This window comes from Kluyvera genomosp. 2, from assembly GCF_036759865.1.
Taxonomy (GTDB): Bacteria; Pseudomonadota; Gammaproteobacteria; order Enterobacterales; family Enterobacteriaceae; genus Kluyvera; species Kluyvera ascorbata_B.
Genome location: NZ_JAPKIA010000023.1, coordinates 36,367 through 60,842, shown reverse-complemented (window position 1 = coordinate 60,842; position 24,476 = coordinate 36,367). Strand labels below are relative to the sequence as shown.

The window sequence follows — 24,476 nt, the reverse complement described above, 5'->3', positions numbered from 1 at the left end:
GTGAAAGTTCTGACTGTATTTGGCACACGTCCGGAGGCGATCAAAATGGCGCCTCTGGTCCATGCGCTAGCAAAGGATCCTCATTTTGAGGCAAAAGTATGCGTCACCGCACAGCATAGGGAAATGCTTGATCAGGTGCTACACCTCTTCTCCATCGTTCCGGACTATGACCTCAACATCATGAGTCCAGGACAGGGTTTGACCGAAATAACCTGTCGTATTCTGCAGGGGTTAAAGCCGGTTCTGGAATCCTTTAAGCCGGACGTCGTGTTAGTGCACGGTGACACGACGACCACGGCCGCCGCTAGCCTGGCGGCCTTTTATCAGCGTATTCCCGTTGGTCATGTGGAAGCGGGCCTGCGCACCGGCGATCTTTACTCGCCGTGGCCGGAAGAAGCCAACCGTACGCTTACCGGGCATCTGGCGATGTATCACTTTGCGCCAACTGAAAACTCGCGCCAGAACCTGCTGCGAGAGAATCTGTCGGACACGCGTATTTTCGTCACCGGCAATACGGTGATTGATGCCCTGTTCTGGGTGCGCGATCGGGTGATGGGCGACGAGGCGCTGCGCGCCGATCTCGAGCAGCGCTACCCGTTCCTGAACAATGGCAAAAAGATGATTCTGGTTACCGGCCATCGCCGCGAAAGCTTTGGCCAGGGCTTTGAACAAATCTGTCACGCGCTGGCTGAAGTCGCGGCGTCGAACCCGGACGTGCAGATTGTTTATCCGGTACACCTGAACCCGAACGTCAGTGAACCGGTGAACCGCATTCTGGGCCATATTGATAATGTGATACTGATCGAACCGCAGGACTATCTGCCGTTCGTCTGGCTGATGAATCACGCCTGGCTCATTCTGACCGACTCTGGCGGTATTCAGGAGGAAGCCCCGTCGTTGGGCAAGCCGGTACTGGTAATGCGCGAAACCACCGAACGGCCGGAGGCGATTGATGCCGGTACGGTGCGCCTGGTGGGCACGGATAGCCAACGCATTGTGGACGAAGTCACGCGCCTGCTGCGCGATGATGAAGAATATCAAAGGATGAGCCGGGCCCATAACCCCTACGGGGATGGCCGGGCATGCGAACGTATTTTAGCTGCATTAAAAAATAATCAGGTAACGCTATGAGTTTTTCAATCCTCTCGGTGATCGGTCTGGGCTATATCGGCCTCCCTACTGCGGCAGCCTTTGCCTCGCGGCAAAAACAGGTGGTGGGCGTAGACATTAATCAGCACGCGGTGGACACCATCAACCGCGGTGAAATTCATATTGTCGAACCCGATCTAGACAGGGTCGTTAAAACGGCGGTGGCCGACGGATATTTGCGTGCGACCACCGTACCAGAAGCCGCCGATGCTTACCTGATTGCCGTGCCGACGCCGTTTAAAGGCGACCACGAGCCGGATATGGTTTACGTGGAGGCCGCCGCGCGCTCCATTGCGCCGGTGCTGAAAAAAGGGGCGCTGGTTATTCTCGAGTCGACCTCTCCGGTAGGCGCAACCGAGCAGATGGCCGGTTGGCTGGCTGACATGCGCCCTGACCTGACTTTCCCACAGCAGGTGGGCGAGCAGGCGGATATCAACATCGCCTATTGTCCGGAGCGCGTGCTGCCGGGTCAGGTGATGGTCGAACTGATTAAAAATGACCGCGTGATCGGCGGGATGACGCCGGTGTGTTCCGCGCGCGCCAGCGAGTTGTATAACATTTTCCTTGAAGGTGAATGCGTGGTGACCAACGCCCGCACCGCCGAGATGTGCAAACTGACGGAAAACAGCTTCCGCGACGTTAACATCGCCTTTGCTAACGAACTGTCGCTGATTTGCGCCGATCAGGGGATTAACGTCTGGGAATTGATTCGCCTTGCTAACCGCCACCCGCGCGTCAATATCCTCCAGCCGGGCCCGGGCGTGGGCGGCCACTGTATCGCCGTCGACCCCTGGTTTATCGTGGCGCAGAACCCGGACCAGGCGCGCCTGATCCGCACCGCGCGCGAAGTGAACGATCACAAGCCGTTTTGGGTTATCGACAAGGTCAAAGCCAACGTCGCCGACTGCCTGGCCGCCAGCGACAAACGCGCCAGCGAATTGAAAATTGCCTGCTTCGGGCTGGCCTTTAAACCCAATATTGACGACCTGCGCGAGAGCCCGGCCATGGAGATCGCCGAGCTGATCGCCCAGTGGCACAGCGGCGAAACGCTGGTGGTGGAGCCGAATATTCATCAACTGCCGAAAAAGCTCGAGGGACTGTGCTCGCTGGTATCGCTAGAGCGCGCGCTGGCCAGCGCCGACGTGATCGTCATGCTGGTTGACCATACCCAGTTTAAAGCGATCGGTAGCGAAGCGATTACCCAGCAGTACATCGTTGATACGAAAGGAGTCTGGCGTTGAAACGGATTCTGGTTACCGGCGGCGCGGGCTTTATTGGCTCCGCAGTCGTTCGCCATATCATTAGCCAGACGTCGGACAGCGTGGTGGTGGTGGATAAGCTCACCTATGCTGGCAATCTGGCCTCGTTGGCACCGGTGGCGCAGGATGCGCGCTTTGCCTTTGAACAGGTTGATATCTGCGATCGCCCGGCGCTGGACCGTATTTTTGCGCACTACCGCCCGGACGTCGTGATGCACCTGGCGGCGGAGAGCCACGTCGATCGGTCTATCGATGGCCCGGCGGCGTTTATTGAAACCAATATTGTCGGCACCTACACGCTGCTGGAAGCCGCACGTGGCTGGTGGTCGACGTTGGATGACGCGGGCAAGTCGGCGTTCCGTTTCCACCATATTTCCACCGATGAAGTGTATGGCGATCTGCATTCAACGGATGATTTCTTTACCGAAACCACGCCGTATGCGCCTAGCAGCCCTTACTCCGCATCAAAAGCCAGCAGTGACCATCTGGTGCGCGCCTGGCTGCGTACCTACGGCCTGCCGACGCTGATTACCAACTGCTCAAATAACTACGGCCCGTATCACTTCCCGGAAAAACTGATCCCGCTGACGATTCTTAATGCGCTGGCCGGCAAGCCGCTGCCGGTGTACGGCAACGGACAGCAGATTCGCGACTGGCTGTACGTCGACGATCACGCGCGCGCGCTTTACCTTGTCGCCACCGAAGGCGGCATCGGTGAAACCTACAATATCGGCGGTCACAACGAGCGTAAAAATATTGAGGTGGTCGAGACCATCTGCACGCTGCTGGAAGAGCTGGTGCCGAACAAGCCGCAGGGTATTGCGCATTACCATGACCTGATTACCTTTGTCGCCGATCGTCCCGGCCACGATTTACGCTACGCCATCGATGCGGCGAAAATCGCCCGCGAACTGGGCTGGATGCCGGAAGAGACGTTTGAAAGCGGCATGCGTAAAACGGTGCAGTGGTATCTCGCTAATGAAAGCTGGTGGCAGCAGGTACTGGACGGCAGCTACCAGGGCGAGCGTTTAGGTCTGAAGGGCTAATCTCCCCAAGGAGGACAAGCAATGAAAGGCATTATTCTTGCCGGCGGCTCAGGCACGCGCCTGCATCCGATCACCCGCGGCGTGTCGAAACAGCTGCTGCCGATTTACGATAAGCCCATGATTTACTACCCGCTGTCGGTGCTGATGCTGGCGGGTATTCGTGAGATTCTGATCATCACCACGCCGGAAGATAAGAGCTACTTCCAGCGCCTGCTGGGCGACGGGAGCGAGTTTGGCATTGCGTTACAGTATGCTGAACAACCAAGCCCCGACGGTCTGGCGCAGGCGTTTATCATTGGCGAAACCTTCCTGAACGGCGAGCCGTCTTGCCTGGTGCTTGGCGATAATATCTTTTTCGGCCAGGGCTTCAGCCCGAAGCTGCGTAACGTGGCAGCGCGCAGCGAAGGCGCGACGGTGTTTGGCTACCAGGTCATGGACCCGGAACGTTTTGGCGTGGTGGAGTTTGACGATAACTTTCAGGCACTGTCGCTGGAAGAGAAACCGAAGCAGCCGAAATCAAACTGGGCGGTGACCGGGCTCTATTTCTACGATAGCAACGTGGTGGAGTACGCCAAACGCGTGAAGCCTTCTGAGCGCGGTGAACTCGAGATCACCTCGATTAACCAGATGTATCTGGATGACGGCAAGCTGACCGTGGAACTGCTGGGCCGTGGTTTTGCCTGGCTGGATACCGGCACGCACGACAGCCTGATTGAAGCGAGTATGTTCGTACAGACGGTCGAAAAGCGGCAGGGTTTTAAAATTGCCTGTCTGGAAGAGATCGCCTGGCGCAACGGCTGGCTCGACGATGAAGGCGTAAAACGCGCCGCCGCCGGGCTGGCGAAAACCGGTTATGGCCAATACCTGCTGGAGCTGCTCCGTGCCCGTCCGCGCCAATATTGACCCCCTTGTGTGGGAAAATCAGTTTTTCGGCGTCAACAGCGCCATTGTCCGCTTTGCCGATGACGCGCCGTCGCTGACTGCCGAACGGCTGGCGGGCTGGTCGCGCGTGCAGGCCAAAATTGCCGCGCACCAGGTGGCGCAGCTGGATGCGCTGCAGGCGCTGGGCTTTCAACTGGTGGAAGGTGAAGTCGATTTGGCGCTGCCCGTCACGCCGGTGACCTGCCCGCAGGCGCAGGTGGCCAGCGAGTCGGATATCCCGGAATTACGGGCGCTGGCGGCACAGGCGTTTGCGTTAAGCCGCTTTCGTGCGCCGTGGTACGCCGCCGACGCCAGCGGCCGTTTCTACGCGCAGTGGATAGAAAATGCGGTCAAAGGCACCTTTGATAATCAGTGTCTGGTGTTTCGCGATGAACAGGGTGCTATCTGCGCCTTCGTTTCCCTACGAGAATTAAACGCCTGCGACGCGAGAATCGGCCTGCTGGCCGGGCGCGGCGCGGGCGCAGAATTGATGCAGGCCGCAATACGCTGGGCGTATACTCGCGGCCTGACGACGCTTCGGGTGGCCACGCAGGCCGGCAATACCGCAGCACTTCAACGCTATATTCACAGCGGCGCTAACGTGGTTAGCACCGCGTACTGGCTATACAGGTGACACCATGATTCCATTTAACGCCCCACCGGTTGTGGGTACTGAACTCGATTACATGCAATCCGCGATGGGCAGCGGCAAACTGTGCGGCGATGGCGGCTTTACCCGCCGCTGCCAGCAGTGGATGGAGCAGCGCTTCGGTAGCGCCAAAGTCCTGCTGACGCCGTCCTGCACTGCGTCGCTGGAGATGGCAGCAATCCTGCTGGATATCCAACCGGGCGATGAAGTGATTATGCCGAGCTACACCTTCGTCTCTACCGCCAACGCCTTCGTGCTGCGCGGGGCGAAGATTGTGTTCGTGGATGTGCATAAAGAGACGATGAACATCGATGAGACGCTGATTGAAGCGGCGATCACCGACAAAACGCGCGCCATTGTGCCGGTGCACTACGCGGGCGTGGCCTGTGAAATGGACACCATCATGGCGCTGGCGAAGAAGTACAACCTGTTCGTCGTTGAAGATGCCGCGCAGGGCGTGATGTCGACCTACAAAGGTCGCGCGCTGGGTTCCATTGGCCATATTGGCTGCTTTAGCTTCCACGAAACCAAAAACTACACCGCGGGCGGTGAAGGCGGCGCGACGCTGATTAACGATCGCGCACTGGTTGAACGGGCGGAAATCATTCGTGAGAAGGGCACTAACCGTAGCCAGTTTTTCCGTGGGCTGGTGGACAAATACACCTGGCGCGATATCGGTTCCAGCTATCTGATGTCTGACTTGCAGGCCGCCTATCTGTGGGCGCAGCTGGAAGCCGCAGACCGTATCAACAAACAGCGTCTCTCCCTTTGGCAGCGCTACTACGACGCGCTGCTGCCGCTGGCACACGCCGGGCGTATTGACCTGCCGGTTGTGCCGCAGGAGTGTGGCCATAACGCGCACATGTTTTACATCAAGCTGCGCGATGTTGAAGATCGCGGTGCGCTGATTAACTGGCTGAAGGAGGCGGAGATTCTGGCAGTGTTCCACTACATTCCGCTGCACTCCTGCCCGGCGGGCGAGAAATTCGGTGAGTTCCACGGCGAAGATCGCTACACCACGAAAGAAAGTGAGCGGTTACTACGCTTACCGCTGTTCTACAACCTGTCGCCGGTCGATCAGCGCACGGTTATCAATACGCTACTGAGCTATTTCGCCTGATATGTCGTTGGCAAAAGCTTCGATGTGGACCGCCGCGTCCACGCTGGTCAAAATTGGCGTTGGCCTGCTGGTAGTCAAGCTGCTGGCGGTATCGTTTGGCCCTTCGGGCGTGGGTCAGGCGGGTAACTTCCGCCAATTGGTGACCGTGCTTGGCGTGCTCGCCGGAGCGGGTATTTTCAACGGGGTGACGAAACTGGTCGCCCAGCATCACGACGAGCCGACGCGTTTGCGTCAGGTCGTGGGTACCTCCTCGGCGATGGTGCTGGCTTTCTCCACGCTGCTGGCCGTGATTTTTCTGCTGGCGGCCGCGCCGATAAGCCGCGGCCTTTTCGGCCATGCGGACTATCAGGGGCTGGTGCGTCTGGTGGCGCTGGTGCAGATGGGGATCGCCTGGGCGAACCTGCTGCTGGCGCTGATGAAAGGCTTTCGCGATGCGGCCGGTAATGCGCTGTCGCTGATTGCCGGCAGCCTGATTGGCGTGGTGGCGTACTATGCCTGCTATCGGCTTGGCGGCTATCAGGGCGCGCTGTTGGGGCTGGCGCTGGTGCCGGCGCTGATTGTCATTCCGGCGGCGATCATGCTGACCCGACGCCGTGCCATCCCGTGGGGCTATCTTAAGCCACAGTGGGACACCGCGCTGGCCAGTCAGTTGGGTAAGTTTACCCTGATGGCGCTGATGACGTCGGTCACCATGCCGGTGGCCTACGTGATGATGCGAAACCTGATGGCAGCGCACTACAGCTGGGATGAAGTCGGTATCTGGCAGGGCGTCAGCAGTATCTCAGATGCCTATTTGCAGTTTATTACCGCCTCATTCAGCGTTTATCTGCTGCCGACGCTGTCGCGCCTGACGGCCAAAGCAGAAATCTCGCGGGAAATCGGCCGATCGCTGAAATTTGTCCTGCCCGCCGTGGCTGCCGCGAGCCTGACCGTCTGGCTGCTGCGTGATTTTGCCATCTGGCTGCTGTTCTCGTCGAAGTTTGTTGCCATGCGTGACCTGTTCGCGTGGCAGCTGGTGGGCGATGTATTGAAAGTAGGCGCTTACGTTTTTGGTTATTTAGTCATCGCGAAGGCATCGCTGCGTTTCTACATTCTGGCCGAGCTGAGCCAATTTGCGCTGCTGACGGCGTTTTCCCAGTGGTTGATTCCGGTACACGGCGCGCTGGGGGCGGCACAGGCTTATATGGCGACCTATATTGTTTATTTCACGCTGTGTTGCAGCGTATTTTTAATTTGGCGTAAACGGCAATGACCGAACTGATACATGTCCTGGGATCGGATATCCCTCATCACAACCAGACGGTGCTGCGGTTTTTTGCCGATGAGCTGGCCGCAGAGCCCGCGCACGCCCGTCAGTTTATGGTGGTGAGCAAGGACGACGGCCTGGCGGCCGCATTTCCTTCGCTGATGATTGAACGCTACGCCGATAAATCGGCGCTGGCGAAAGCCGTGGTGACGAAGGCGAAAGCCAATCGCCAGCAGCGGTTTTTCTTCCACGGGCAGTTTAATACCGGCATCTGGCTGGCGCTGTTGAGCGGGGGCCTGAAGCCGTCGCAGGTGAGCTGGCATATCTGGGGGGCCGATCTTTATGAAGTCTCCCGCGGCCTGAAGTTCCGCCTGTTTTATCCGCTGAGGCGCATGGCGCAAGGGCGCGTAGGGCGCGTGTTTGCTACCTGCGGCGATCTGAGCTATTTCGGCAATATGCATCCGCAGGTGCCCGGTGAACGGCTCTATTTCCCGACGCGTATGGACCCGACGCTCAATGCGCTGGCCGATCCTACGCCGCGAGAAGGTAAGCTGACCATTCTGGTGGGCAACTCTGGCGATCGCAGCAATGAACACATTGCCGCCCTGAAGGCCGTGCATAAGCAGTTTGGCGATACGGTTAACGTCATTGTGCCGATGGGCTACCCGGCGAATAACGACGTCTATATTGCTGAAGTAGACAGCGCCGCTCAGGCATTGTTTAGTCAGGAAAATGTACAGATTCTGCGCGAAAAACTGGAGTTTGATGCCTACCTTGCGCTGTTACGCCGCTGCGATCTGGGCTATTTTATTTTTGCGCGCCAGCAGGGCATCGGCACGCTGTGTCTGCTGATTCAGGCGGGGATCCCCTGCGTGCTGAACCGGCAGAATCCGTTCTGGCTGGATATGGCCGAGCAAAATATCCCGGTGCTGTTTACCGACGACGCGCTGACCGTACCGGTGGTGCGCGAAGCCCAGCGTCAGCTGTCGCTGGTGGATAAAAATGCGATTGCCTTTTTCAAACCGAATTATCTGGCGCCGTGGCATCGGGCGCTGCAACTGGCGGCGGGGGAAGCGGTATGAGCGAAATGCAGTTTACCGGGCTGTTTGTCGTCTGGCTGCTGTCGACGCTGTTTATCGGCACGTTGACCTGGTTTGAGTTCCGCCGCGTGCGCTTTAACTTCAACGTCTTTTTTTCGTTGTTGTTCCTGCTGACCTTTTTCTTCGGCTTCCCGCTGACCTGTACGCTGGTGTTCCGTTTCGGCGTGGGCGTTTCACCACCCGATGTGCTGTTGCAAACGCTGCTGATCTCCGTGTGTTTCTACGCGGTGTATTACGTCACCTACAAAACCCGGCTGCGCTCTGCCCATTCACAGGTGCCGCGTCGCCCGCTGTTCACGATGAACCGCGTTGAGACGCATATTACCTGGGTGCTGCTGATGGGGATCGCGCTGTTCACCGTCGGCACTTTCTTCCTGCATAACGGCTTCCTGCTGTTTAAGCTGCATTCGTACAGCCAGATTTTTTCCAGCGAGGTGTCCGGCGTCGCGCTTAAACGTTTCTTTTACTTCTTTATTCCGGCGATGCTGGTGGTCTATTTCCTCAAGCCCAGCTGGAAGCGGTGGATTGGCTTCCTGATTGCTACCGTCGCCTTCGGGCTGCTGACCTACGCCATTGTCGGCGGTACGCGGGCAAATATTATTATCGCTTTTGCCATCTTCCTGTTTATCGGCATCATTCGCGGCTGGATTTCACTGTGGATGCTGGCGGCGGCCGGGGTAATGGGTATTGTCGGCATGTTCTGGCTCGCGCTGAAGCGCTACGGTATGAACGTGAGCGGCGATGAAGCGTTTTATACCTTCCTCTACCTGACGCGCGATACCTTCTCGCCGTGGGAAAACCTGGCACTGCTGCTGCAAAACTACGACAAAATCGATTTTCAGGGGCTGGCACCGATGGTGCGCGACTTCTATGTGTTCATTCCCAGCTGGCTGTGGCCGTCGCGTCCGAGCATTGTGCTGAACACGGCGAACTACTTTACCTGGGAGGTTCTTAACAACCACTCCGGGCTGGCGATTTCCCCCACGCTGATTGGTTCGCTGGTGGTGATGGGCGGCATGTGGTTTGTCCCACTGGGCGCCGTGGCGGTAGGGCTGATAATCAAGTGGTTCGACTGGCTTTATATGCTCGGCAATCGGGAAAACAACCGCTATAAGTCGGCTATTTTGCACAGCTTTTGCTTCGGCGCGATCTTCAACATGATTGTGCTGGCGCGTGAAGGCCTGGATGCCTTCGGTTCTCGCGTCGTTTTCTTTATGGTGATTTTTGGATTCTGTTTGCTGGTGGCAAAACTGTTGTACTGGTTGTTTGAGCGCGCGGGGCTGATTCATCAGCGGTTAAGACGCCCTTCGCACGTTGGAGAAGCATAAGATGGCTGAATCACAGACCGCACCGACCTACGCCGTGCGTGGGATAAACCTGATCGGCTGGCGCAATATGCAGCACGCGCTGGACTATCTGTATGCGGGCGGTACCCTGAAGCAAGGAACGCTGGTGGCGATTAATGCCGAGAAGATCCTGACGCTGGAAGATAACCCTGAAGTACGGGCGCTGATTAACGCCGCCGAGTTTAAGTATGCCGACGGTATTTCCGTGGTGCGTTCAATCCGCAAGAAATATGCGCAGGCCAACGTGTCGCGCGTGGCGGGCGCCGACCTGTGGGAAGCACTGATGGCACGCGCGGGAGCGGAAGGCACGCCGGTATTTTTAGTCGGCGGCAAGCCGGACGTGCTGGCCGAAACGGCGCAAAAACTACGACAGCAGTGGAACGTGAATTTGGTCGGGACGCAGGACGGCTACTTTACCGCCGACCAGCGCCAGGCGCTGTTTGCGCGTATTCGCGACAGCGGGGCGAAGATCGTGACCGTGGCAATGGGGTCTCCTAAGCAGGAGCTTCTGATGCGCGACTGCCGTCAGGTGCATCCGGACGCGCTTTATATGGGCGTTGGCGGCACCTATGACGTTTTTACCGGCCACGTGAAGCGTGCGCCGAAGGTGTGGCAGAACCTGGGGCTGGAGTGGCTGTACCGCCTGCTGTCTCAGCCAAGCCGCATCAAGCGTCAGCTGCGGCTGCTGCGCTACTTACGCTGGCATTACACCAATAATCTCTGAATTTTCTGCGCGTTACCGTGAATGTATTGCGTATTTTCTGCGTAATACATTCACAAGCCCGATACTTTATCCCTCATTTATATTTGCCATTTAATCGAATTTGTTAAACCATTCCCATGCCCTGACGATGTATCCGTATTTTTACTGATACGTCCGCATCCGAAAGACATCTTTTTTTATAAAAATAAAACCGGCATCGACCGGACACATGCAAACACAAGAGGATTTATGGCAGAGAAGAAACCGGAGCTCCAGCGCGGTCTGGAAGCCCGTCATATCGAATTGATTGCCCTTGGCGGCACCATCGGCGTGGGCCTGTTTATGGGCTCGGCAAGCACCCTGAAGTGGGCCGGACCGTCGGTGCTGCTGGCCTATATTCTGGCGGGGGTTTTTGTCTTCTTCATTATGCGGTCGATGGGCGAAATGCTGTTCATTGAGCCGGTAACCGGCTCGTTCGCCGTTTATGCGCACCGTTATATGAGCCCGTTCTTTGGTTATCTTACCGCCTGGTCATACTGGTTTATGTGGATGGCGGTGGGGATCTCGGAAATTACCGCCATTGGGGTGTACGTCCAGTTCTGGTTCCCGGAAATGGCGCAGTGGATCCCGGCGCTCATTGCCGTGGGGCTGGTGGCGCTGGCGAACCTGGCCGCGGTGCGCCTGTACGGTGAAATCGAGTTCTGGTTCGCGATGATCAAGGTGACCACCATCATCGTCATGATCGTGATTGGCCTCGGCGTCATTTTCTTTGGCTTCGGCAACGGCGGCCACTCAATTGGTTTCAGCAACCTGACCGAACACGGAGGTTTCTTTGCGGGCGGCTGGAAGGGCTTCCTGACGGCGCTGTGCATCGTGGTGGCGTCGTACCAGGGCGTGGAGCTTATCGGCATGACCGCCGGTGAAGCGAAGAACCCGCAGGTGACGCTGCGCAGTGCGGTAGGCAAAGTGCTGTGGCGTATCCTGATTTTTTACGTGGGTGCGATTTTCGTTATCGTTACCATCTTCCCATGGAATGAAATTGGCACCAACGGCAGCCCATTCGTGCTGACCTTTGCCAAAATTGGTATCACCGCTGCGGCCGGTATCATCAACTTTGTGGTGTTGACGGCCGCGCTGTCCGGCTGTAACAGCGGGATGTACAGCTGCGGGCGTATGCTCTATGCGCTGGCGAAAAACCGTCAGCTGCCGGCGGCGATGGCGAAAGTCAGCAAAAGCGGCGTACCGGCGGCCGGGGTGAGCGTATCCATTGTGGTTCTGCTGATTGGCTCCTGTCTGAACTACGTCATTCCGAATCCGCAGCGCGTCTTCGTGTACGTGTATAGCGCCAGCGTGCTGCCGGGGATGGTGCCGTGGTTTGTGATTCTGATTAGCCAGCTGCGCTTCCGTCGTGCGCACAAGGCGGCGATTGCCAGCCACCCGTTCCGCTCGATTATGTTCCCGTGGGCCAACTATTTGACCATGGCGTTCCTGATTTGCGTGCTGATCGGCATGGGCTTCAATGACGATACCCGTATGTCGCTGTTTGTGGGCGCGCTGTTTTTGGCCATCGTTACCGTGGTTTATAAGGTTTTTGGTATGGGCAAGGGCGTTGACGTGCAAAAATTGCAGAAATAAGCAACAAAACGCACAAACCATGAGCAAACGATAATTTTCTTTAAAAAGGCACTAGACAGCGGGGTAGGAAGTCCGTATTATCCGACCCCGCAACGGCGCTAAGCGCCCGTAGCTCAGCTGGATAGAGCGCTGCCCTCCGGAGGCAGAGGTCTCAGGTTCGAATCCTGTCGGGCGCACCATTTACCCGGTGCTGGAGCTGCGGTGGTTTTTATAACCGCGTAAAAGATTTGCAGTGGTGGCTATAGCTCAGTTGGTAGAGCCCTGGATTGTGATTCCAGTTGTCGTGGGTTCGAATCCCATTAGCCACCCCATTATTTGATAGAGTTGTGAATTTGCGAAGGTGGCGGAATTGGTAGACGCGCTAGCTTCAGGTGTTAGTGTCCTTTGGATGTGGGGGTTCGAGTCCCCCCCCTCGCACCACGACTTTAACGAATTGAACTAAAAATTCAAAAAGCAGTATTTCGGCGAGTAGCGCAGCTTGGTAGCGCAACTGGTTTGGGACCAGTGGGTCGGAGGTTCGAATCCTCTCTCGCCGACCAATTTTGAACCCCGCTTCGGCGGGGTTTTTTGTTTTCTGCTATCTCATGCACTTCCTGCCGCAATAAACGTTCTGTCGACATCATTCCTGGTAAATACAATAACGTCAGGCGTCTCACTTTTTTGTCTTATCACCCATTCTTTGCTGTGTGCCTTTATTTTGTGCCAGCGGCATAGGTTTCATATTATCTTTCAGACGAGTTTTCCCTGGCCGTGTGAAAGCCAATAGTGCCGTGATGGCGCCCCTGGAGAGTCGTTGCCGGGAAAACGATGGCCCCCCTATTCAAATATCATGCTAAGACATGCTTCGTGTTTCCCCGCGTTCTTTATCTATGCTTTTTATTATTGGCGAGATATGTATTCATTAGATAAAAATAATGAAGGCGACGTATTTATGTGCGCTATTTATATGCCGCGACGGCGAAAAAAAACGTTCATTTTTCTGTAACGGAAGGTGTCATCGCCGAAGATCCTGTGACATAATGCGCCGCGTAGATGCTCATTCCATCTCTTATGTTCGCCTTGTGCCTCATAAACTCAGGAATGACGCAGAGCCATTGACGGTGCTTATCGTCCACTGACAGATGTCGCGTATGCCTCATCAGACACCATGGACATAACGTTGAGTGAAGCACCCATTAGTTGTCGAATTAAACCTGTTTAACGCCTGCTCCCAAAAGAGCAGGCGTTTTTTTATGGCAAAAGGCAAATCGGTCGAAAAAAAAGGGGCCAGATGGCCCCTTTTGAGATAGGTAAGCGTTACGCCGTCGGATTGTTTTGCAGCGTCAGCATCAGACCGTCGCGGCGCATGGCGGCGGCTTCTTCCGGCTGCTTCAAGCGGTCGAGCGTATCGGCAAGCCATGCATAGTCGAAGGCGTCAGGGCGCTGTTTGAGCGCGGCGCGGAAGGCCAGGCTCGCTTCTTGCCATTCGCCGTGCTTCATCAGCGATTGCCCCAGCGTACTCCACAGCAGTGGGCGGTCGCCCACGGTTTTGATCTGCTGGCGCAGCAGTTTTTCCATCTGCTCCGGATTATTGGTGCGCAGACGCGGGATCAGCATCACCAGACGATCGTCATATTGACGTTTCAGCCCATCGATGATGATCTGCTGGGCGGTGTCATGATCGTCACACTCAATCAGATGATCCGCCATGGCCACCTGCAGGGCAACCTGATGACGGGTTTTACGGCTCTGATTTTTCCACCACTCGCGTAACCCTTCGCTGCCGCCATCGGCGCGGGCTTGATCCATCAGGCCAATCCACGCCTGCTGCTCCAGCGCCGCACGGTGGGCGTCATCTCCGACGTTGGCTTTCGCCATCGATGGGATGATATCCAATAGCGAACTCCACGCGCCGGTTTCAATATAGGCCTGCTCGGCCAGACGCAGTACTTCCGGATGGCGCGGCGCGACCTCCAGCAGCTTATCAATGCCGTGGCGTGCGGCGTGGGTTTCATGGCGCGCCAGCTGCAAGCGTACGCGGGTAATTTCCACGGGAATCAGGTCATTACCGGCGTTTTCAGCGGCGCGCTGCAGATGTTGGTTCGCACGGGCTTCATCACCGCGCTGCTGCGCAGCTTCGGCCGCCAGCAGGTAGTTCACCACCGGTTGCTCAGCGTGATCGGCATTTTTCGACATCAGCTTTTCAACCTGCTGATAGTCGCCTTCCGCCAGCTTCAGCAGGGCTTGTTCCGTTTGTTTACGCGCCCGACGGCGTTTACGGCCAACGAACCAGCCGCGGGTGTGGGCGCTGGTGCGGAAGATGCGGCGTAAAATCCACTCTATGGCGAACAGCACGACCATCATCAGAATCATGATAATAACCAGACCGGTAACGCTGGTTTCAATATTGTAGTTATCGGTCTGAATCAGCACGTAGCCCTGGTGGCCTGCGATCATCGGGCCTATCACCACGCCGGCGATCAGCAGCGCAAAGAGCAAAAGAACTTTAAGCATCGATTACTCTCCTTGCGGTGCGGCAGGGGTGGGCGGCACGGGCGCGGCCTGGGCGGCGGCAGGTGGCTCTGCCGACGGCTGCTCGACGGCGGGCTGCGCCATCAGATTACGCACGCGGGTCTGCATCAGTTTTTCCAGAATCGGCTGGCTTTGCAGCGTTTCCGGTACGTCCATCGCGATGCTCTGCTGGCTGAGCTGGTCTATCTCGCTCAGGAAGGTTTTCGTCGCCGCGTCTTCGGTATCGTAGTACGCGCGTACCCAGGTGGAGACGTTATCCAGCGCCTGCTTGTAGGTTTCTTGCTGATGGCGCGGTACCGCCTGCGCGGCGGCCAGCAGCTGCGCGCGGATATTTTCGCGCAGATAGATATCCTGGTTTGGCGCCAGCAGCGGGACGGCGGTTTCATCGCGGCGGCGAATGGTAATAAAGCTGTCCATAAAGTTCTGCCAGCTTTTTTGCAGATTGACGCGCCATTCGCTCAGCGACGCCGACAGCTCGCTGTCATCGCTGTCCATCGGGGAGTCGTCGGTATTGTTGTCCGCAAGGCGCAGATTATCGACCTGGTTTGCCAGCTGGTTCACTTTCAGAATAATGCCATCGAAGTCGACCTGTGAAACGGCCGAAAGGCTGGCGATGTCTTCAGTGATGGCGCGGCGCGCGGTAATCAGGCTGGGATCGTTCATGTCCGCCAGGCTGGCATCAGCGCTTTTCAGCAGCGCAGCGGCGGTGGTCACGTCCTGGTCGCTCCACAGCTTACGCCCGGCCAGCTTCACGAGGAAATCGGCCTGGGCCAGTAGCCAGGTTTTTGAATCGGTGCCGGAGATGGCGGCCACTTTTTGCTGCACTTCATCCAGCTGTTTGGCCATCGCGCTCTGCTGGGCTTTTGCCTCTTCCAGCTGCGTGGCCTGCTGTTTAAGGGTGGTTTCCAGCGCCTCTTTTTGCGCGTCCTGCGTTTTTTGCAGGGCGATAAGCTGATTGGCGAGCGTATCGCTGGCGGTGGATTGATTGACGGCCTGCTGTTTGCCCCAGCCGTACAGGCCGACGCCGGCAGCCAGCGCGATGGCAATGGCAACGGCGCTCAGCACCAGACTGGTTTTCCCGCCGGTATTTTTCTTCTCAGCATTTTCTGGCTTACGAGTCTCGGGCTGCGGCGTGGTGGTCACGACGTCTTCGGACTCTTCAACCACGGCGGAGTTTTCTTTTTGTTCCGTCATTATGGCTTCCAATTTTGAGAGTTATTGTAATGCGCGCAGCAGCGCATCGTTGTCTGCGCTATCGGCAACCTGAATATCCTGCCAGCCCATTTCCCGGGCCAGTTTTGCAATGCGCTCACTCACCACCAGTAACCGGCACTTGAGCAACCAGCTCTCCCGGTACCAGAGGGGAATCAGCGACCAAAGTTGTTGCAGCATTTCGCCGCTGGTCACCACGAGGGTCGAGACTTCCCGCGACTGCCAGCGCATGGCTTCTTCCGCGCCGTCATAGTGAATGGCGCTGCGCTGATAACATTCACATAAGGTGACGTCGGCGCCGCGGGCGGTCAGCGTTTCGGCTAACAGCTCCCGGCCGCCATTGCCGCGAAGAATCAGCGCTTTCTTCCCGGCAATATTTTGTAATTCAGGTAATTGTAGCAACACTTCGCTGATTTCCCGATCTAAAGGGTAGCGTACGTCAATGCCGCTAGCCTGATGCAGGGCCAGCGCGGTGGTGCGACCAATCGCAAAATAGCGTGGCGCGGTGGGCCAGCTAAGACGCTGCTGCTGCAGATGCGCATGGGCGAAACTCACCGCATGCTGTGAGAGCACGAACGCGAGATCTCCGTTGCCGAGCGCGCCGAGCGCCTGGCCGAGCTGGTTCAGCTCGCGACCGGGAGTAAACTCAATCAGCGGGAAGCTCCAGGCAACTCGCCCCAGCGCGCGCAAACGGCTCACGAGCTCTTCACTTTGCGGGGAGGGACGGGTCACCAGAATGGTCATTCGGCGGTGTCTCCGTCGTAGACGGCGGCAAGGATGGCGCGCGCGCCGTTATTGAGCAGTTCGTCGGCCAGCTCAATGCCCATCCGCTCGGCGTCTTCGGGTTTACCGCGACGTTCACCGCATACCATCTGGCTGCCGTCGGGCGCACCGACCAGCGCACGTAGCCACAGCTCGCCGTCAAGCAGTTCGGCATAGCTGCCGATAGGTACCTGACAGCCGCCTTCCAGTCGGGTGTTCATGGCGCGCTCGGCGCAGACGCGCACGGCCGTTTCTGTGTGGTTCAGAGGCGCGAGCAGCGCGCGGGTTTCGGCGTCGTCGAGGCGGCATTCGATACCGACGGCGCCCTGACCAACCGCCGGTAATGATTCTTCCGGCGACATTGGCTGGCGAATACGTGACTCGAGAGCAAGGCGTTTCAGGCCGGCGACAGCGAGGATAATGGCATCGTAGTCGCCGTTATCGAGTTTACTCAGGCGCGTGCCCACGTTACCGCGCAGCGAGCGAATAACCAGGTCCGGGCGACGCCGTGCGAGCTGGCACTGGCGGCGCAGGCTGGAGGTGCCGACAATGCTGCCTGCCGGGAGATCGTCCATGCAGGCGTAATGGTTAGAGACAAAGGCATCGCGGGGGTCGTCACGCTCACAGATGGTGACCAGGCCAAGCCCTTCAGGGAACTCGACCGGAACGTCTTTCATCGAATGCACGGCAATATCGGCGCGGTTTTCAAGCAGGGCGAGCTCAAGCTCTTTGACAAAAAGTCCTTTACCGCCCACCTTCGCCAGCGGGGTATCAAGGATAATATCGCCGCGGGTCACCATTGGCACGAGCGTCACCGTTAGCCCAGGATGGCTGGCCTCCAGGCGTTCTTTTACATAGTGCGCTTGCCAGAGCGCGAGCGGGCTTTGGCGTGTGGCAATTCTCAAAACTTTGTCTAACATGCTTGTTACCGTCATCTATCGTCCGTTGTTCATCCTAACATTGTTGCCTTAATGATGTTAGTTTTCAGGGATTCATACCCTGAACAATTCGCGATGCAGGAAACGTGCCTTCCGCATAAATGAAGAGGTGCATAAACGGGGTTGTGTTTACCGTTTATTACTGGCACTGTCTTGATCGTATGCCGGGGTTTACAGCAGCATTCAATGCTACACTGGTTGTAGTGCAACATTCTTTACGGTCAACCGGCAAGGTGTTAAATTGATCACGTTTTAAACCATTTTTTGTCCAGAATTCGATAATCACAACGGCGGACAAAAACGGTAACGGTTCTTCTTGTTGAAATATTAAAGCCTCCGTATCGGTACCCATCTAAGATGCACCGGGGCTTTGAACATCAGGCGATATGTCTTGTACCTCTATATTGAGACACTGAAACAGAGACTGGATGCCATCAATCAACTGCGTGTGGATCGCGCGCTTGCTGCCATGGGCCCTGCTTTCCAGCAGGTATACAGTCTGCTGCCGACATTACTACATTATCATCATCCGCTGATGCCGGGTTACCTTGACGGTAACGTTCCCAAGGGCATCTGCCTCTACACGCCTGATGAAACCCAACGCCATTATCTTGACGAGCTCGAACTGCATCGCGGTATGCCGCCGCAGACCACCGCGAAAGGCGAACTGCCGATTACCGGCGTGTACTCGATGGGCAGCACCTCGTCCGTCGGCCAGAGCTGTTCCTCCGACCTCGACATCTGGGTCTGCCACCAATCGTGGCTCGATAATGACGAACGCCAATTGTTACAGCGCAAATGCAGCCTGCTGGAAAGCTGGGCGGCATCGCTGGGCGTTGAAGTCAGCTTCTTCCTGATCGACGAAAACCGCTTCCGCCATAACGAGAGCGGCAGCCTGGGTGGGGAAGACTGCGGTTCAACGCAGCATATTTTACTGCTCGACGAATTCTACCGTACGGCGGTACGCCTGGCGGGCAAGCGTATTCTGTGGAATATGGTGCCGTGCGAAGAAGAAGATCATTACGACGACTACGTGATGACCCTCTACGCCCAGGGCGTGTTGACGCCGAACGAATGGCTTGACCTCGGTGGATTGAGCTCGCTCTCTGCCGAAGAGTACTTTGGTGCCAGCCTGTGGCAGCTGTATAAGAGTATCGACTCGCCGTATAAAGCGGTGCTGAAAACCCTGCTGCTGGAAGCCTACTCCTGGGAATACCCCAATACGCGCCTGCTGGCGAAAGACATCAAGCAGCGCCTGCACGACGGCGAGATCGTCTCCTTCGGTCTTGATGCCTACTGCATGATGCTGGAGCGCGTGACCGAATACCTGAAGGCGATCGACGACGAAACCCGTCTCGATCTCGTCCGCCGTTGCTTCTACCTCAAAGTGTGCGAAAAGCTTAGCCGCGAGCGCGCCTGCGTCGGCTGGCGTCGTGAGGTGGTTGGGCAATTGGTGAAAGAGTGGGGCTGGAGCGAAGAACGCCTGGCGATGCTCGACAACCGCGCCAACTGGAAAATCGATCAGGTGCGTGAAGCGCACAACGAGCTGCTCGATGCCATGATGCAGAGCTACCGTAATCTGATCCGCTTTGCGCGCCGTAACAACCTCAGCGTTTCCGCCAGCCCGCAGGATATCGGCGTGCTGACGCGTAAACTGTACGCCGCGTTTGAAGCGCTGCCGGGTAAAGTGACGCTGGTGAACCCACAGATCTCCCCGGATCTTTCCGAGCCGAATCTGACCTTTATCTATGTGCCGCCGGGGCGCGCCAACCGTACGGGCTGGTATCTTTATAACCGCGCGCCGAACATGGAATCGATCGTCAGCCATCAGCCGCTCGAATATAACCGCTATCTCAACAAGCTGGTGGCCTGGGCCTGGTTTAACGGACTGTTGACCTCGCGTACGCGCCTGTTTATTAAGGGCAACGGTATTGTTGATCTGGCGAAACTGCAGGAAATGGTTGCTGACGTGTCGCACCACTTCCCGCTGCGTCTGCCGGCGCCAACGCCGAAAGCGTTGTACAGCCCGTGCGAAATTCGCCATCTGGCGATTATCGTCAACCTCGAGTACGACCCGACGGCGGCCTTCCGCAATCAGGTGGTGCATTTCGACTTCCGTAAGCTCGACACCTTTAGCTTTGGCGAAGACCAGAAATGCCTGGTTGGCAGCGTCGATCTGCTGTACCGCAACTCGTGGAACGAAGTGCGTACCCTGCACTTCAACGGCGAGCAGGCGATGATTGAAGCGCTGAAAACCATTCTGGGCAAAATGCACCAGGACGCCGCGCCGCCGGATAGCGTGGAAGTGTTCTGCTACAGCCAGCATCTGCGCGGTCTTATTCGTACTCGCGTACAGCAGCTGGTGTCTGAATGTATTGAACTGCGCCTCTCCAGCACCCGTCAGGAAACCGGGCGTTTTAAAGCGCTGCGCGTCTCCGGCCAGACCTGGGGCCTGTTCTTTGAACGTCTGAACGTGTCGGTGCAGAAGCTGGAAAACGCCATCGAGTTCTACGGCGCTATTTCGCACAACAAGCTTCACGGCCTGTCGGTACAGGTTGAGACTAACCATGTGGAATTACCGCCGGTGGTCGACGGTTTTGCCAGCGAAGGGATTATCCAGTTCTTCTTTGAAGAGTCGGGTGAGGACCAGGGCTTTAATATCTATATTCTCGACGAAAGCAACCGTGCCGAGGTGTATCACCACTGCGAGGGCAGCAAAGAGGAGTTGGTGCGCGATGTCAGCCGCTTCTACTCGTCGTCGCACGATCGCTTTACCTACGGCTCAAGCTTTATCAACTTTAACCTGCCGCAGTTCTATCAGATTGTGAAGGTCGACGGCCGCGCGCAGGTGATTCCGTTCCGCAGTCAGGCGGTTGTGCCACCGCCGTCGAACCACGATAGCGATAACGCCCCGCTGTTACAGCAGTATTTCTCGTGAGAGTCATGCCGGATGGCGTCTTCGCCTTATCCGGCCTACTCGGTTTGTGCTTTTTGTTGGCCGGATAAGGTGTTTACACCGCCATCCGGCAATCCACCTTAGCGGAAGCTCACCTCTTCGCCCGCCTGCTGTGTCGCCGCCTGTTCCAGCAGGTCCCAGAACGTTTCGCCGCTGCGATCGCACACCCATTCGTCACCCTTCAGGTCAAAATGGTAGCCGCCCTGCTTGGTTGCTAACCACACCTGGTGCAGCGGCTCCTGACGGTTAATAATGATCTTGCTGCCGTTTTCAAAGCTGATGGTTAGCACGCCGCCGTTGATTTCGCAGTCGATATCGCTGTCGCCGTCCCAGTCGTCCAGACGCTCTTCGATGGTCAGCCACAGGGTGTCTGCAAGGCGATGGAATTCACTGTCGTTCATTGTTGTTTCCCGTTATTTAGTGATGGCGGCAGTATAGCGTGAAACAAATCACGTTGCAGTCAGGTGCTTAACGCTTGCTTTTGCGCCTTCTCCTGCGATGATAGAAAATAGAAAGCATTGAACTACGGGCATCCTCAGAATGAATAAGATTTTTCGACCGCTGGCATTGTTACTCGCACTGTTTAGCCTTGCTGGCTGCGGCCTGAAAGGCCCACTCTATTTTCCTCCGGCCGATAAGACGGCGGCACCGCCGGCCAAATCCGCCACGCCTCCAGTGCAAAGCGCGACGCCGGACCGTAACGATCGCGCCAATAGCGGCGGCCCAACGCAGGTTAATAACTAATATCATCGTGCTGTACCGCGCAACTGGAGTAGATGATGCAGTTCTCTAAAATGCATGGCCTCGGCAACGATTTCATGGTCGTCGACGCGGTAACGCAGAACGTTTTTTTCTCGCCTGAGCTGATCCGCCGTCTGGCGGACCGGCATCTTGGCGTGGGTTTCGATCAGCTGTTGATCGTCGAGCCGCCTTACGATCCGGACCTGGATTTCCACTACCGCATCTTCAACGCTGACGGTAGCGAAGTTTCCCAGTGCGGCAACGGCGCGCGCTGCTTTGCGCGCTTTGTGCGCCTGAAAGGCCTGACCAATAAACGTGATATCCGCGTCAGTACCGCTAACGGGCGCATGGTATTAAGCGTAACGGAAGACGATCTGGTGCGCGTGAATATGGGTGAGCCCAACTTCGAGCCTGCACAGGTGCCGTTCCGCGCGAACAAAGCGGAAAAGACCTATATTATGCGGGCGGCCGAACAGACAGTATTGTGCGGCGTGGTCTCCATGGGGAATCCACACTGCGTGATTCAGGTCGACGATGTTGAGACGGCGGCGGTTGAAACGCTGGGGCCGGTGATGGAAAGCCATGAACGTTTTCCAGAACGCGCTAACATTGGTTTCATGCAGGTTGTGCAGCGGGATCATATTCGTCTGCGCGTTTACGAACGCGGGGCGGGTGAAACCCAGGCCTGCGGAAGCGGCGCGTGTGCGGCTGTGGCCGTCGGCATTCAGCAAGGTCTGCTGGCGGAAGAAGTGCGCGTGGAATTGCCGGGCGGGCGTCTTGATATCGCCTGGAAAGGACCGGGCCAACCGTTGTTTATGACTGGCCCGGCGGCACATGTCTATGACGGATTTATTCACCTATGAAACAGGTTGGGGAAGAACAGCAGGACGCTATCGCCGCGCTAAATGACAGCGCGGTGGTGGACTATCTGCTGCAACATCCTGAATTCTTTATTCGTAATGCTGCAGCCGTTGAGCAAATGCGTGTCCCGCACCCGGTGCGGGGCATGGTCTCGCTGGTCGAGTGGCATATGGCGCGTTCGCGTAACTATATCGCGATGCTTGAAGAGAACATGGGCCAGCTGATGGAGCAGGCAACGGCTAACGAAGGCCTGTTTTATCGTCTGCTGCATTTGCAAAACCGGCTGGCCTGCGCGGAAAGCCTGGATGATTTGCTGCTGCGCTTTCACCGATGGGCGCGTGAGCTCGGGCTGGCAGGCGCATCTATCCGGCTGTTTTCCGATCGCTGGCGGCTTGGCGCACCGTCGAAATATACCGATCTCGTCCTTTCCCGTCAGGCATTTGAGCCACTGCGTATCCAGCGTTTAGGCCAGGGCAACCATTATCTGGGAACCCTCAATGGTCCGGAGCTGTTGCTGGTATTACCGGATGCCAAGGCGGTGGGATCGGTGGCCATGTCGATGATGGGCAGCGACGGCGATCTGGGCGTTATCCTCTTCAGCAGCCGCGACCCGCACCACTATCAGCCGGGGCAAGGCACACAGCTATTACAGGAGATCGCCCTGATGCTGCCCGGGCTGCTGGAACGCTGGATAGAACGCGTATGACGGACTCCGAACTGGGGCTCTCTGTCGCCCGTTTCCTCCGCTATCTGGGCGTAGAACGGCAGCTCAGCCCGATTACCCTACTTAACTACCAGCGTCAGCTTGATGCCATTATTGAACTGGCCGCAGAGATGGGCCTGCAGAATTGGCAACAATGTGATGCTGCGATGGTGCGTAGTTTTGCGACCCGCAGTCGCCGTAAAGGGCTGGGCGCGGCAAGCCTGGCGCTACGCCTGTCTGCCTTACGCAGCTTCTTTGACTGGATGGTCAGCCAGGGCGTACTGCCCGCCAACCCGGCAAAAGGCATCGCCGCGCCAAAAGCGCCGCGCCACCTGCCGAAGAATATCGACGTCGACGACGTTAATCGTCTATTGGACATCGATCTTAATGATCCGCTGGCGGTGCGCGACCGCGCAATGCTGGAGGTCATGTACGGCGCAGGCCTGCGTCTGTCCGAGCTGGTGAATCTGGATATCAAACATCTGGACCTCGACACCGGCGAAGTGTGGGTCATGGGCAAAGGCAGCAAAGAGCGCCGTCTGCCGATTGGCCGCAACGCCGTCGCGTGGATAGAACACTGGCTCGATCTACGGGGCCTGTTTGGCAGTGACGAGGACGCGCTATTCCTCTCTAAGCTCGGCAAGCGAATTTCGGCGCGTAACGTGCAAAAACGCTTTGCCGAATGGGGCGTGAAGCAGGGGCTGAATAGCCACGTGCACCCGCACAAGCTGCGCCACTCGTTCGCTACCCATATGCTTGAATCGAGCGGCGATCTGCGCGGCGTACAGGAACTGCTGGGCCACGCCAACCTGTCGACCACCCAAATCTATACCCATCTTGATTTTCAACACCTTGCATCGGTGTACGATGCGGCGCATCCGCGCGCCAAACGGGAGAAATAATGCGTTTTTATCGACCGCTGGGCACGATTGCCGCGTTGACGTTTGACCTTGACGATACCCTGTATGATAACCGTCCGGTGATTGACCGTACGATGCAGGAGTCGCTGAATTTTGTGCGCGGCTACCATCCGGCGCTGGCGCACTTTGATGCCATAATGCTCCAGCGGTGGCGCGATGCGCTGTTGCAAACCGAACCGGAAATTTATCACGACGTCACCGAATGGCGCTGGCGTGCGCTGGAGTCCGGCATGCGCCAACTGGGGCTAACGGCGGCGGAAGCCAAAGCCGGTGCCGATGCGGCGATGGCTAACTTTGCGCAGTGGCGTAGCCGGGTTGACGTACCTCAGGAGACTCACGACACGCTGAAAAAGCTGGGCGAAAAATGGCCGCTGGTGGCGATCACCAACGGTAACGCTCAGCCCGAGCTGTTTGGCCTGAGCGACTATTTTGAATTTGTACTGCGCGCTGGCCCGGACGGGCGGTCGAAGCCGTTTGCCGATATGTACCATCTGGCCGCCGAGCGCCTGAACGTGCCGCTTGGCGCTATTTTGCACGTGGGCGATGATCTCACCACCGACGTGGCGGGCGCCGTGCGCTGCGGGATGCAGGCCTGCTGGATTAAGCCAGAAAACGCCGACCTGATGCAGACCGCCGATAGCCGTTTATTGCCGCATGTCGAGATTTCCCGGTTGGCATCTCTGACCTCGCTGATATAA

At 57.2% G+C, this 24,476-nt stretch carries 22 protein-coding genes and 4 tRNA genes; 21 read left to right on the top strand and 5 right to left on the bottom strand.

Annotation, left to right across the window (positions count from 1 at the left end; genetic code table 11):
- The 15 genes from wecB to V6942_RS21340 all read left to right on the top strand — a co-directional run bounded on the left by wecB (position 1) and on the right by V6942_RS21340 (position 12,713).
- Complete coding sequence (gene wecB, locus V6942_RS21410) at positions 1-1,131, top strand: non-hydrolyzing UDP-N-acetylglucosamine 2-epimerase (RefSeq protein WP_106929819.1); 1,131 nt, start codon at positions 1-3, stop codon at positions 1,129-1,131.
- Positions 1,128-2,390, top strand: coding sequence for a UDP-N-acetyl-D-mannosamine dehydrogenase (gene wecC, locus V6942_RS21405; protein ID WP_106929821.1), 1,263 nt, complete (start codon positions 1,128-1,130; stop codon positions 2,388-2,390). Before wecB ends, wecC begins: the two co-directional genes overlap by 4 nt.
- Entirely contained in the window at positions 2,387-3,454 is a 1,068-nt protein-coding gene (rffG, locus tag V6942_RS21400; protein ID WP_106929823.1) for a dTDP-glucose 4,6-dehydratase, read from the top strand. Before wecC ends, rffG begins: the two co-directional genes overlap by 4 nt.
- A 21-nt stretch (positions 3,455-3,475) precedes the next feature.
- Positions 3,476-4,357 carry a glucose-1-phosphate thymidylyltransferase RfbA gene (gene rfbA / locus V6942_RS21395; RefSeq protein ID WP_333501779.1) on the top strand — a complete coding sequence of 294 codons (882 nt, stop codon included), beginning with the start codon at positions 3,476-3,478 and terminating at the stop codon, positions 4,355-4,357.
- On the top strand, positions 4,335-5,009 hold the full coding sequence (gene rffC / locus V6942_RS21390; RefSeq protein ID WP_106929827.1) for a dTDP-4-amino-4,6-dideoxy-D-galactose acyltransferase: 675 nt from the start codon (positions 4,335-4,337) through the stop codon (positions 5,007-5,009). The genes rfbA and rffC overlap by 23 nt, the downstream gene beginning before the upstream one ends.
- A 4-nt stretch (positions 5,010-5,013) precedes the next feature.
- Positions 5,014-6,144: a dTDP-4-amino-4,6-dideoxygalactose transaminase gene (gene rffA, locus V6942_RS21385; RefSeq protein ID WP_106929829.1), complete on the top strand. Its 1,131-nt coding sequence runs from the start codon at positions 5,014-5,016 to the stop codon at positions 6,142-6,144.
- A 1-nt stretch (position 6,145) separates the two neighbouring features.
- Positions 6,146-7,396, top strand: coding sequence for a lipid III flippase WzxE (gene wzxE / locus V6942_RS21380; protein ID WP_106929831.1), 1,251 nt, complete (start codon positions 6,146-6,148; stop codon positions 7,394-7,396).
- On the top strand, positions 7,393-8,472 hold the full coding sequence (locus V6942_RS21375) for a TDP-N-acetylfucosamine:lipid II N-acetylfucosaminyltransferase (RefSeq protein WP_333501778.1): 1,080 nt from the start codon (positions 7,393-7,395) through the stop codon (positions 8,470-8,472). The genes wzxE and V6942_RS21375 overlap by 4 nt, the downstream gene beginning before the upstream one ends.
- Positions 8,469-9,818, top strand: coding sequence for an ECA oligosaccharide polymerase (wzyE, locus tag V6942_RS21370; RefSeq protein WP_106929836.1), 1,350 nt, complete (start codon positions 8,469-8,471; stop codon positions 9,816-9,818). The genes V6942_RS21375 and wzyE overlap by 4 nt, the downstream gene beginning before the upstream one ends.
- Position 9,819: 1 nt before the next feature.
- Complete coding sequence (wecG, locus tag V6942_RS21365; RefSeq protein ID WP_106929838.1) at positions 9,820-10,560, top strand: lipopolysaccharide N-acetylmannosaminouronosyltransferase; 741 nt, start codon at positions 9,820-9,822, stop codon at positions 10,558-10,560.
- Between the two features lie 228 nt (positions 10,561-10,788).
- Positions 10,789-12,174, top strand: coding sequence for a bifunctional threonine/serine APC transporter ThrP (gene thrP, locus V6942_RS21360; protein WP_106929840.1), 1,386 nt, complete (start codon positions 10,789-10,791; stop codon positions 12,172-12,174).
- 102 nt (positions 12,175-12,276) lie between these two features.
- Positions 12,277-12,353 (top strand) — tRNA-Arg (locus tag V6942_RS21355).
- Positions 12,354-12,409: 56 nt separating this feature from the next.
- Positions 12,410-12,485, top strand: a tRNA-His gene (locus V6942_RS21350).
- Positions 12,486-12,508: 23 nt separating this feature from the next.
- Positions 12,509-12,594 (top strand) — tRNA-Leu (locus V6942_RS21345).
- A gap of 42 nt (positions 12,595-12,636) precedes the next feature.
- Positions 12,637-12,713, top strand: a tRNA-Pro gene (locus tag V6942_RS21340).
- Positions 12,714-13,470: 757 nt separating this feature from the next.
- Here the strand turns inward: V6942_RS21340 and hemY are convergent.
- From hemY to hemC, 4 genes are read right to left on the bottom strand one after another with little or no spacing between them, the layout of a single operon-like run.
- Positions 13,471-14,667 (bottom strand): protoheme IX biogenesis protein HemY, encoded by a 1,197-nt coding sequence (gene hemY, locus V6942_RS21335; RefSeq protein ID WP_333501777.1) that lies wholly within the window; start codon positions 14,665-14,667, stop codon positions 13,471-13,473.
- Positions 14,668-14,670: 3 nt separating this feature from the next.
- Positions 14,671-15,879, bottom strand: coding sequence for a uroporphyrinogen-III C-methyltransferase (hemX, locus tag V6942_RS21330; protein ID WP_106929844.1), 1,209 nt, complete (start codon positions 15,877-15,879; stop codon positions 14,671-14,673).
- 21 nt (positions 15,880-15,900) lie between these two features.
- Positions 15,901-16,641 carry a uroporphyrinogen-III synthase gene (gene hemD, locus V6942_RS21325; RefSeq protein WP_182929693.1) on the bottom strand — a complete coding sequence of 247 codons (741 nt, stop codon included), beginning with the start codon at positions 16,639-16,641 and terminating at the stop codon, positions 15,901-15,903.
- A complete protein-coding gene (hemC, locus tag V6942_RS21320) occupies positions 16,638-17,579 on the bottom strand; it encodes a hydroxymethylbilane synthase (RefSeq protein ID WP_182966552.1) in 942 nt (313 codons plus the stop codon). The genes hemD and hemC overlap by 4 nt, the downstream gene beginning before the upstream one ends.
- A 409-nt stretch (positions 17,580-17,988) precedes the next feature.
- On the opposite strand from hemC, the gene cyaA reads away from it, so the two are divergent.
- Positions 17,989-20,535 carry a class I adenylate cyclase gene (gene cyaA, locus V6942_RS21315; protein ID WP_106929850.1) on the top strand — a complete coding sequence of 849 codons (2,547 nt, stop codon included), beginning with the start codon at positions 17,989-17,991 and terminating at the stop codon, positions 20,533-20,535.
- Between the two features lie 98 nt (positions 20,536-20,633).
- Here cyaA and cyaY read toward each other — a convergent pair whose 3' ends face one another.
- Complete coding sequence (gene cyaY, locus V6942_RS21310; protein WP_106929852.1) at positions 20,634-20,954, bottom strand: iron donor protein CyaY; 321 nt, start codon at positions 20,952-20,954, stop codon at positions 20,634-20,636.
- Positions 20,955-21,093: 139 nt separating this feature from the next.
- Here cyaY and lptM point away from each other — a divergent pair, with 139 nt between their 5' ends.
- The 5 genes from lptM to yigB are packed head-to-tail and all read left to right on the top strand — an operon-like array spanning position 21,094 to position 24,476.
- A complete protein-coding gene (lptM, locus tag V6942_RS21305; protein WP_106929854.1) occupies positions 21,094-21,297 on the top strand; it encodes an LPS translocon maturation chaperone LptM in 204 nt (67 codons plus the stop codon).
- A gap of 35 nt (positions 21,298-21,332) precedes the next feature.
- The gene (dapF, locus tag V6942_RS21300) at positions 21,333-22,157 is read left to right on the top strand and encodes a diaminopimelate epimerase (protein WP_106929856.1); all 825 of its coding nucleotides are present in this window, start codon (positions 21,333-21,335) and stop codon (positions 22,155-22,157) included.
- Positions 22,154-22,861, top strand: a complete 708-nt coding sequence (locus V6942_RS21295) for a DUF484 domain-containing protein (RefSeq protein WP_106929858.1) — start codon at positions 22,154-22,156, stop codon at positions 22,859-22,861. Before dapF ends, V6942_RS21295 begins: the two co-directional genes overlap by 4 nt.
- Positions 22,858-23,760 (top strand): tyrosine recombinase XerC, encoded by a 903-nt coding sequence (gene xerC / locus V6942_RS21290; protein WP_106929860.1) that lies wholly within the window; start codon positions 22,858-22,860, stop codon positions 23,758-23,760. Before V6942_RS21295 ends, xerC begins: the two co-directional genes overlap by 4 nt.
- Positions 23,760-24,476: a 5-amino-6-(5-phospho-D-ribitylamino)uracil phosphatase YigB gene (gene yigB, locus V6942_RS21285; protein WP_106929862.1), complete on the top strand. Its 717-nt coding sequence runs from the start codon at positions 23,760-23,762 to the stop codon at positions 24,474-24,476. The genes xerC and yigB overlap by 1 nt, the downstream gene beginning before the upstream one ends.

What these genes read in the sequence shown, in the direction of transcription:
- rffA (WP_106929829.1), top strand. Translation starts at nt 5,014, where the DNA reads ATGATTCCATTTAACGCCCCACCGGTTGTGGGTACTGAACTCGATTAC.
- rfbA (WP_333501779.1), top strand. Translation starts at nt 3,476, where the DNA reads ATGAAAGGCATTATTCTTGCCGGCGGCTCAGGCACGCGCCTGCATCCG.
- hemC (WP_182966552.1), bottom strand. Translation starts at nt 17,579, where the DNA reads ATGTTAGACAAAGTTTTGAGAATTGCCACACGCCAAAGCCCGCTCGCG.
- yigB (WP_106929862.1), top strand. Translation starts at nt 23,760, where the DNA reads ATGCGTTTTTATCGACCGCTGGGCACGATTGCCGCGTTGACGTTTGAC.
- cyaY (WP_106929852.1), bottom strand. Translation starts at nt 20,954, where the DNA reads ATGAACGACAGTGAATTCCATCGCCTTGCAGACACCCTGTGGCTGACC.
- hemD (WP_182929693.1), bottom strand. Translation starts at nt 16,641, where the DNA reads ATGACCATTCTGGTGACCCGTCCCTCCCCGCAAAGTGAAGAGCTCGTG.
- V6942_RS21295 (WP_106929858.1), top strand. Translation starts at nt 22,154, where the DNA reads ATGAAACAGGTTGGGGAAGAACAGCAGGACGCTATCGCCGCGCTAAAT.
- wzxE (WP_106929831.1), top strand. Translation starts at nt 6,146, where the DNA reads ATGTCGTTGGCAAAAGCTTCGATGTGGACCGCCGCGTCCACGCTGGTC.
- thrP (WP_106929840.1), top strand. Translation starts at nt 10,789, where the DNA reads ATGGCAGAGAAGAAACCGGAGCTCCAGCGCGGTCTGGAAGCCCGTCAT.
- hemX (WP_106929844.1), bottom strand. Translation starts at nt 15,879, where the DNA reads ATGACGGAACAAAAAGAAAACTCCGCCGTGGTTGAAGAGTCCGAAGAC.
- dapF (WP_106929856.1), top strand. Translation starts at nt 21,333, where the DNA reads ATGCAGTTCTCTAAAATGCATGGCCTCGGCAACGATTTCATGGTCGTC.
- wzyE (WP_106929836.1), top strand. Translation starts at nt 8,469, where the DNA reads ATGAGCGAAATGCAGTTTACCGGGCTGTTTGTCGTCTGGCTGCTGTCG.
- xerC (WP_106929860.1), top strand. Translation starts at nt 22,858, where the DNA reads ATGACGGACTCCGAACTGGGGCTCTCTGTCGCCCGTTTCCTCCGCTAT.
- hemY (WP_333501777.1), bottom strand. Translation starts at nt 14,667, where the DNA reads ATGCTTAAAGTTCTTTTGCTCTTTGCGCTGCTGATCGCCGGCGTGGTG.
- lptM (WP_106929854.1), top strand. Translation starts at nt 21,094, where the DNA reads ATGAATAAGATTTTTCGACCGCTGGCATTGTTACTCGCACTGTTTAGC.
- wecG (WP_106929838.1), top strand. Translation starts at nt 9,820, where the DNA reads ATGGCTGAATCACAGACCGCACCGACCTACGCCGTGCGTGGGATAAAC.
- V6942_RS21375 (WP_333501778.1), top strand. Translation starts at nt 7,393, where the DNA reads ATGACCGAACTGATACATGTCCTGGGATCGGATATCCCTCATCACAAC.
- wecC (WP_106929821.1), top strand. Translation starts at nt 1,128, where the DNA reads ATGAGTTTTTCAATCCTCTCGGTGATCGGTCTGGGCTATATCGGCCTC.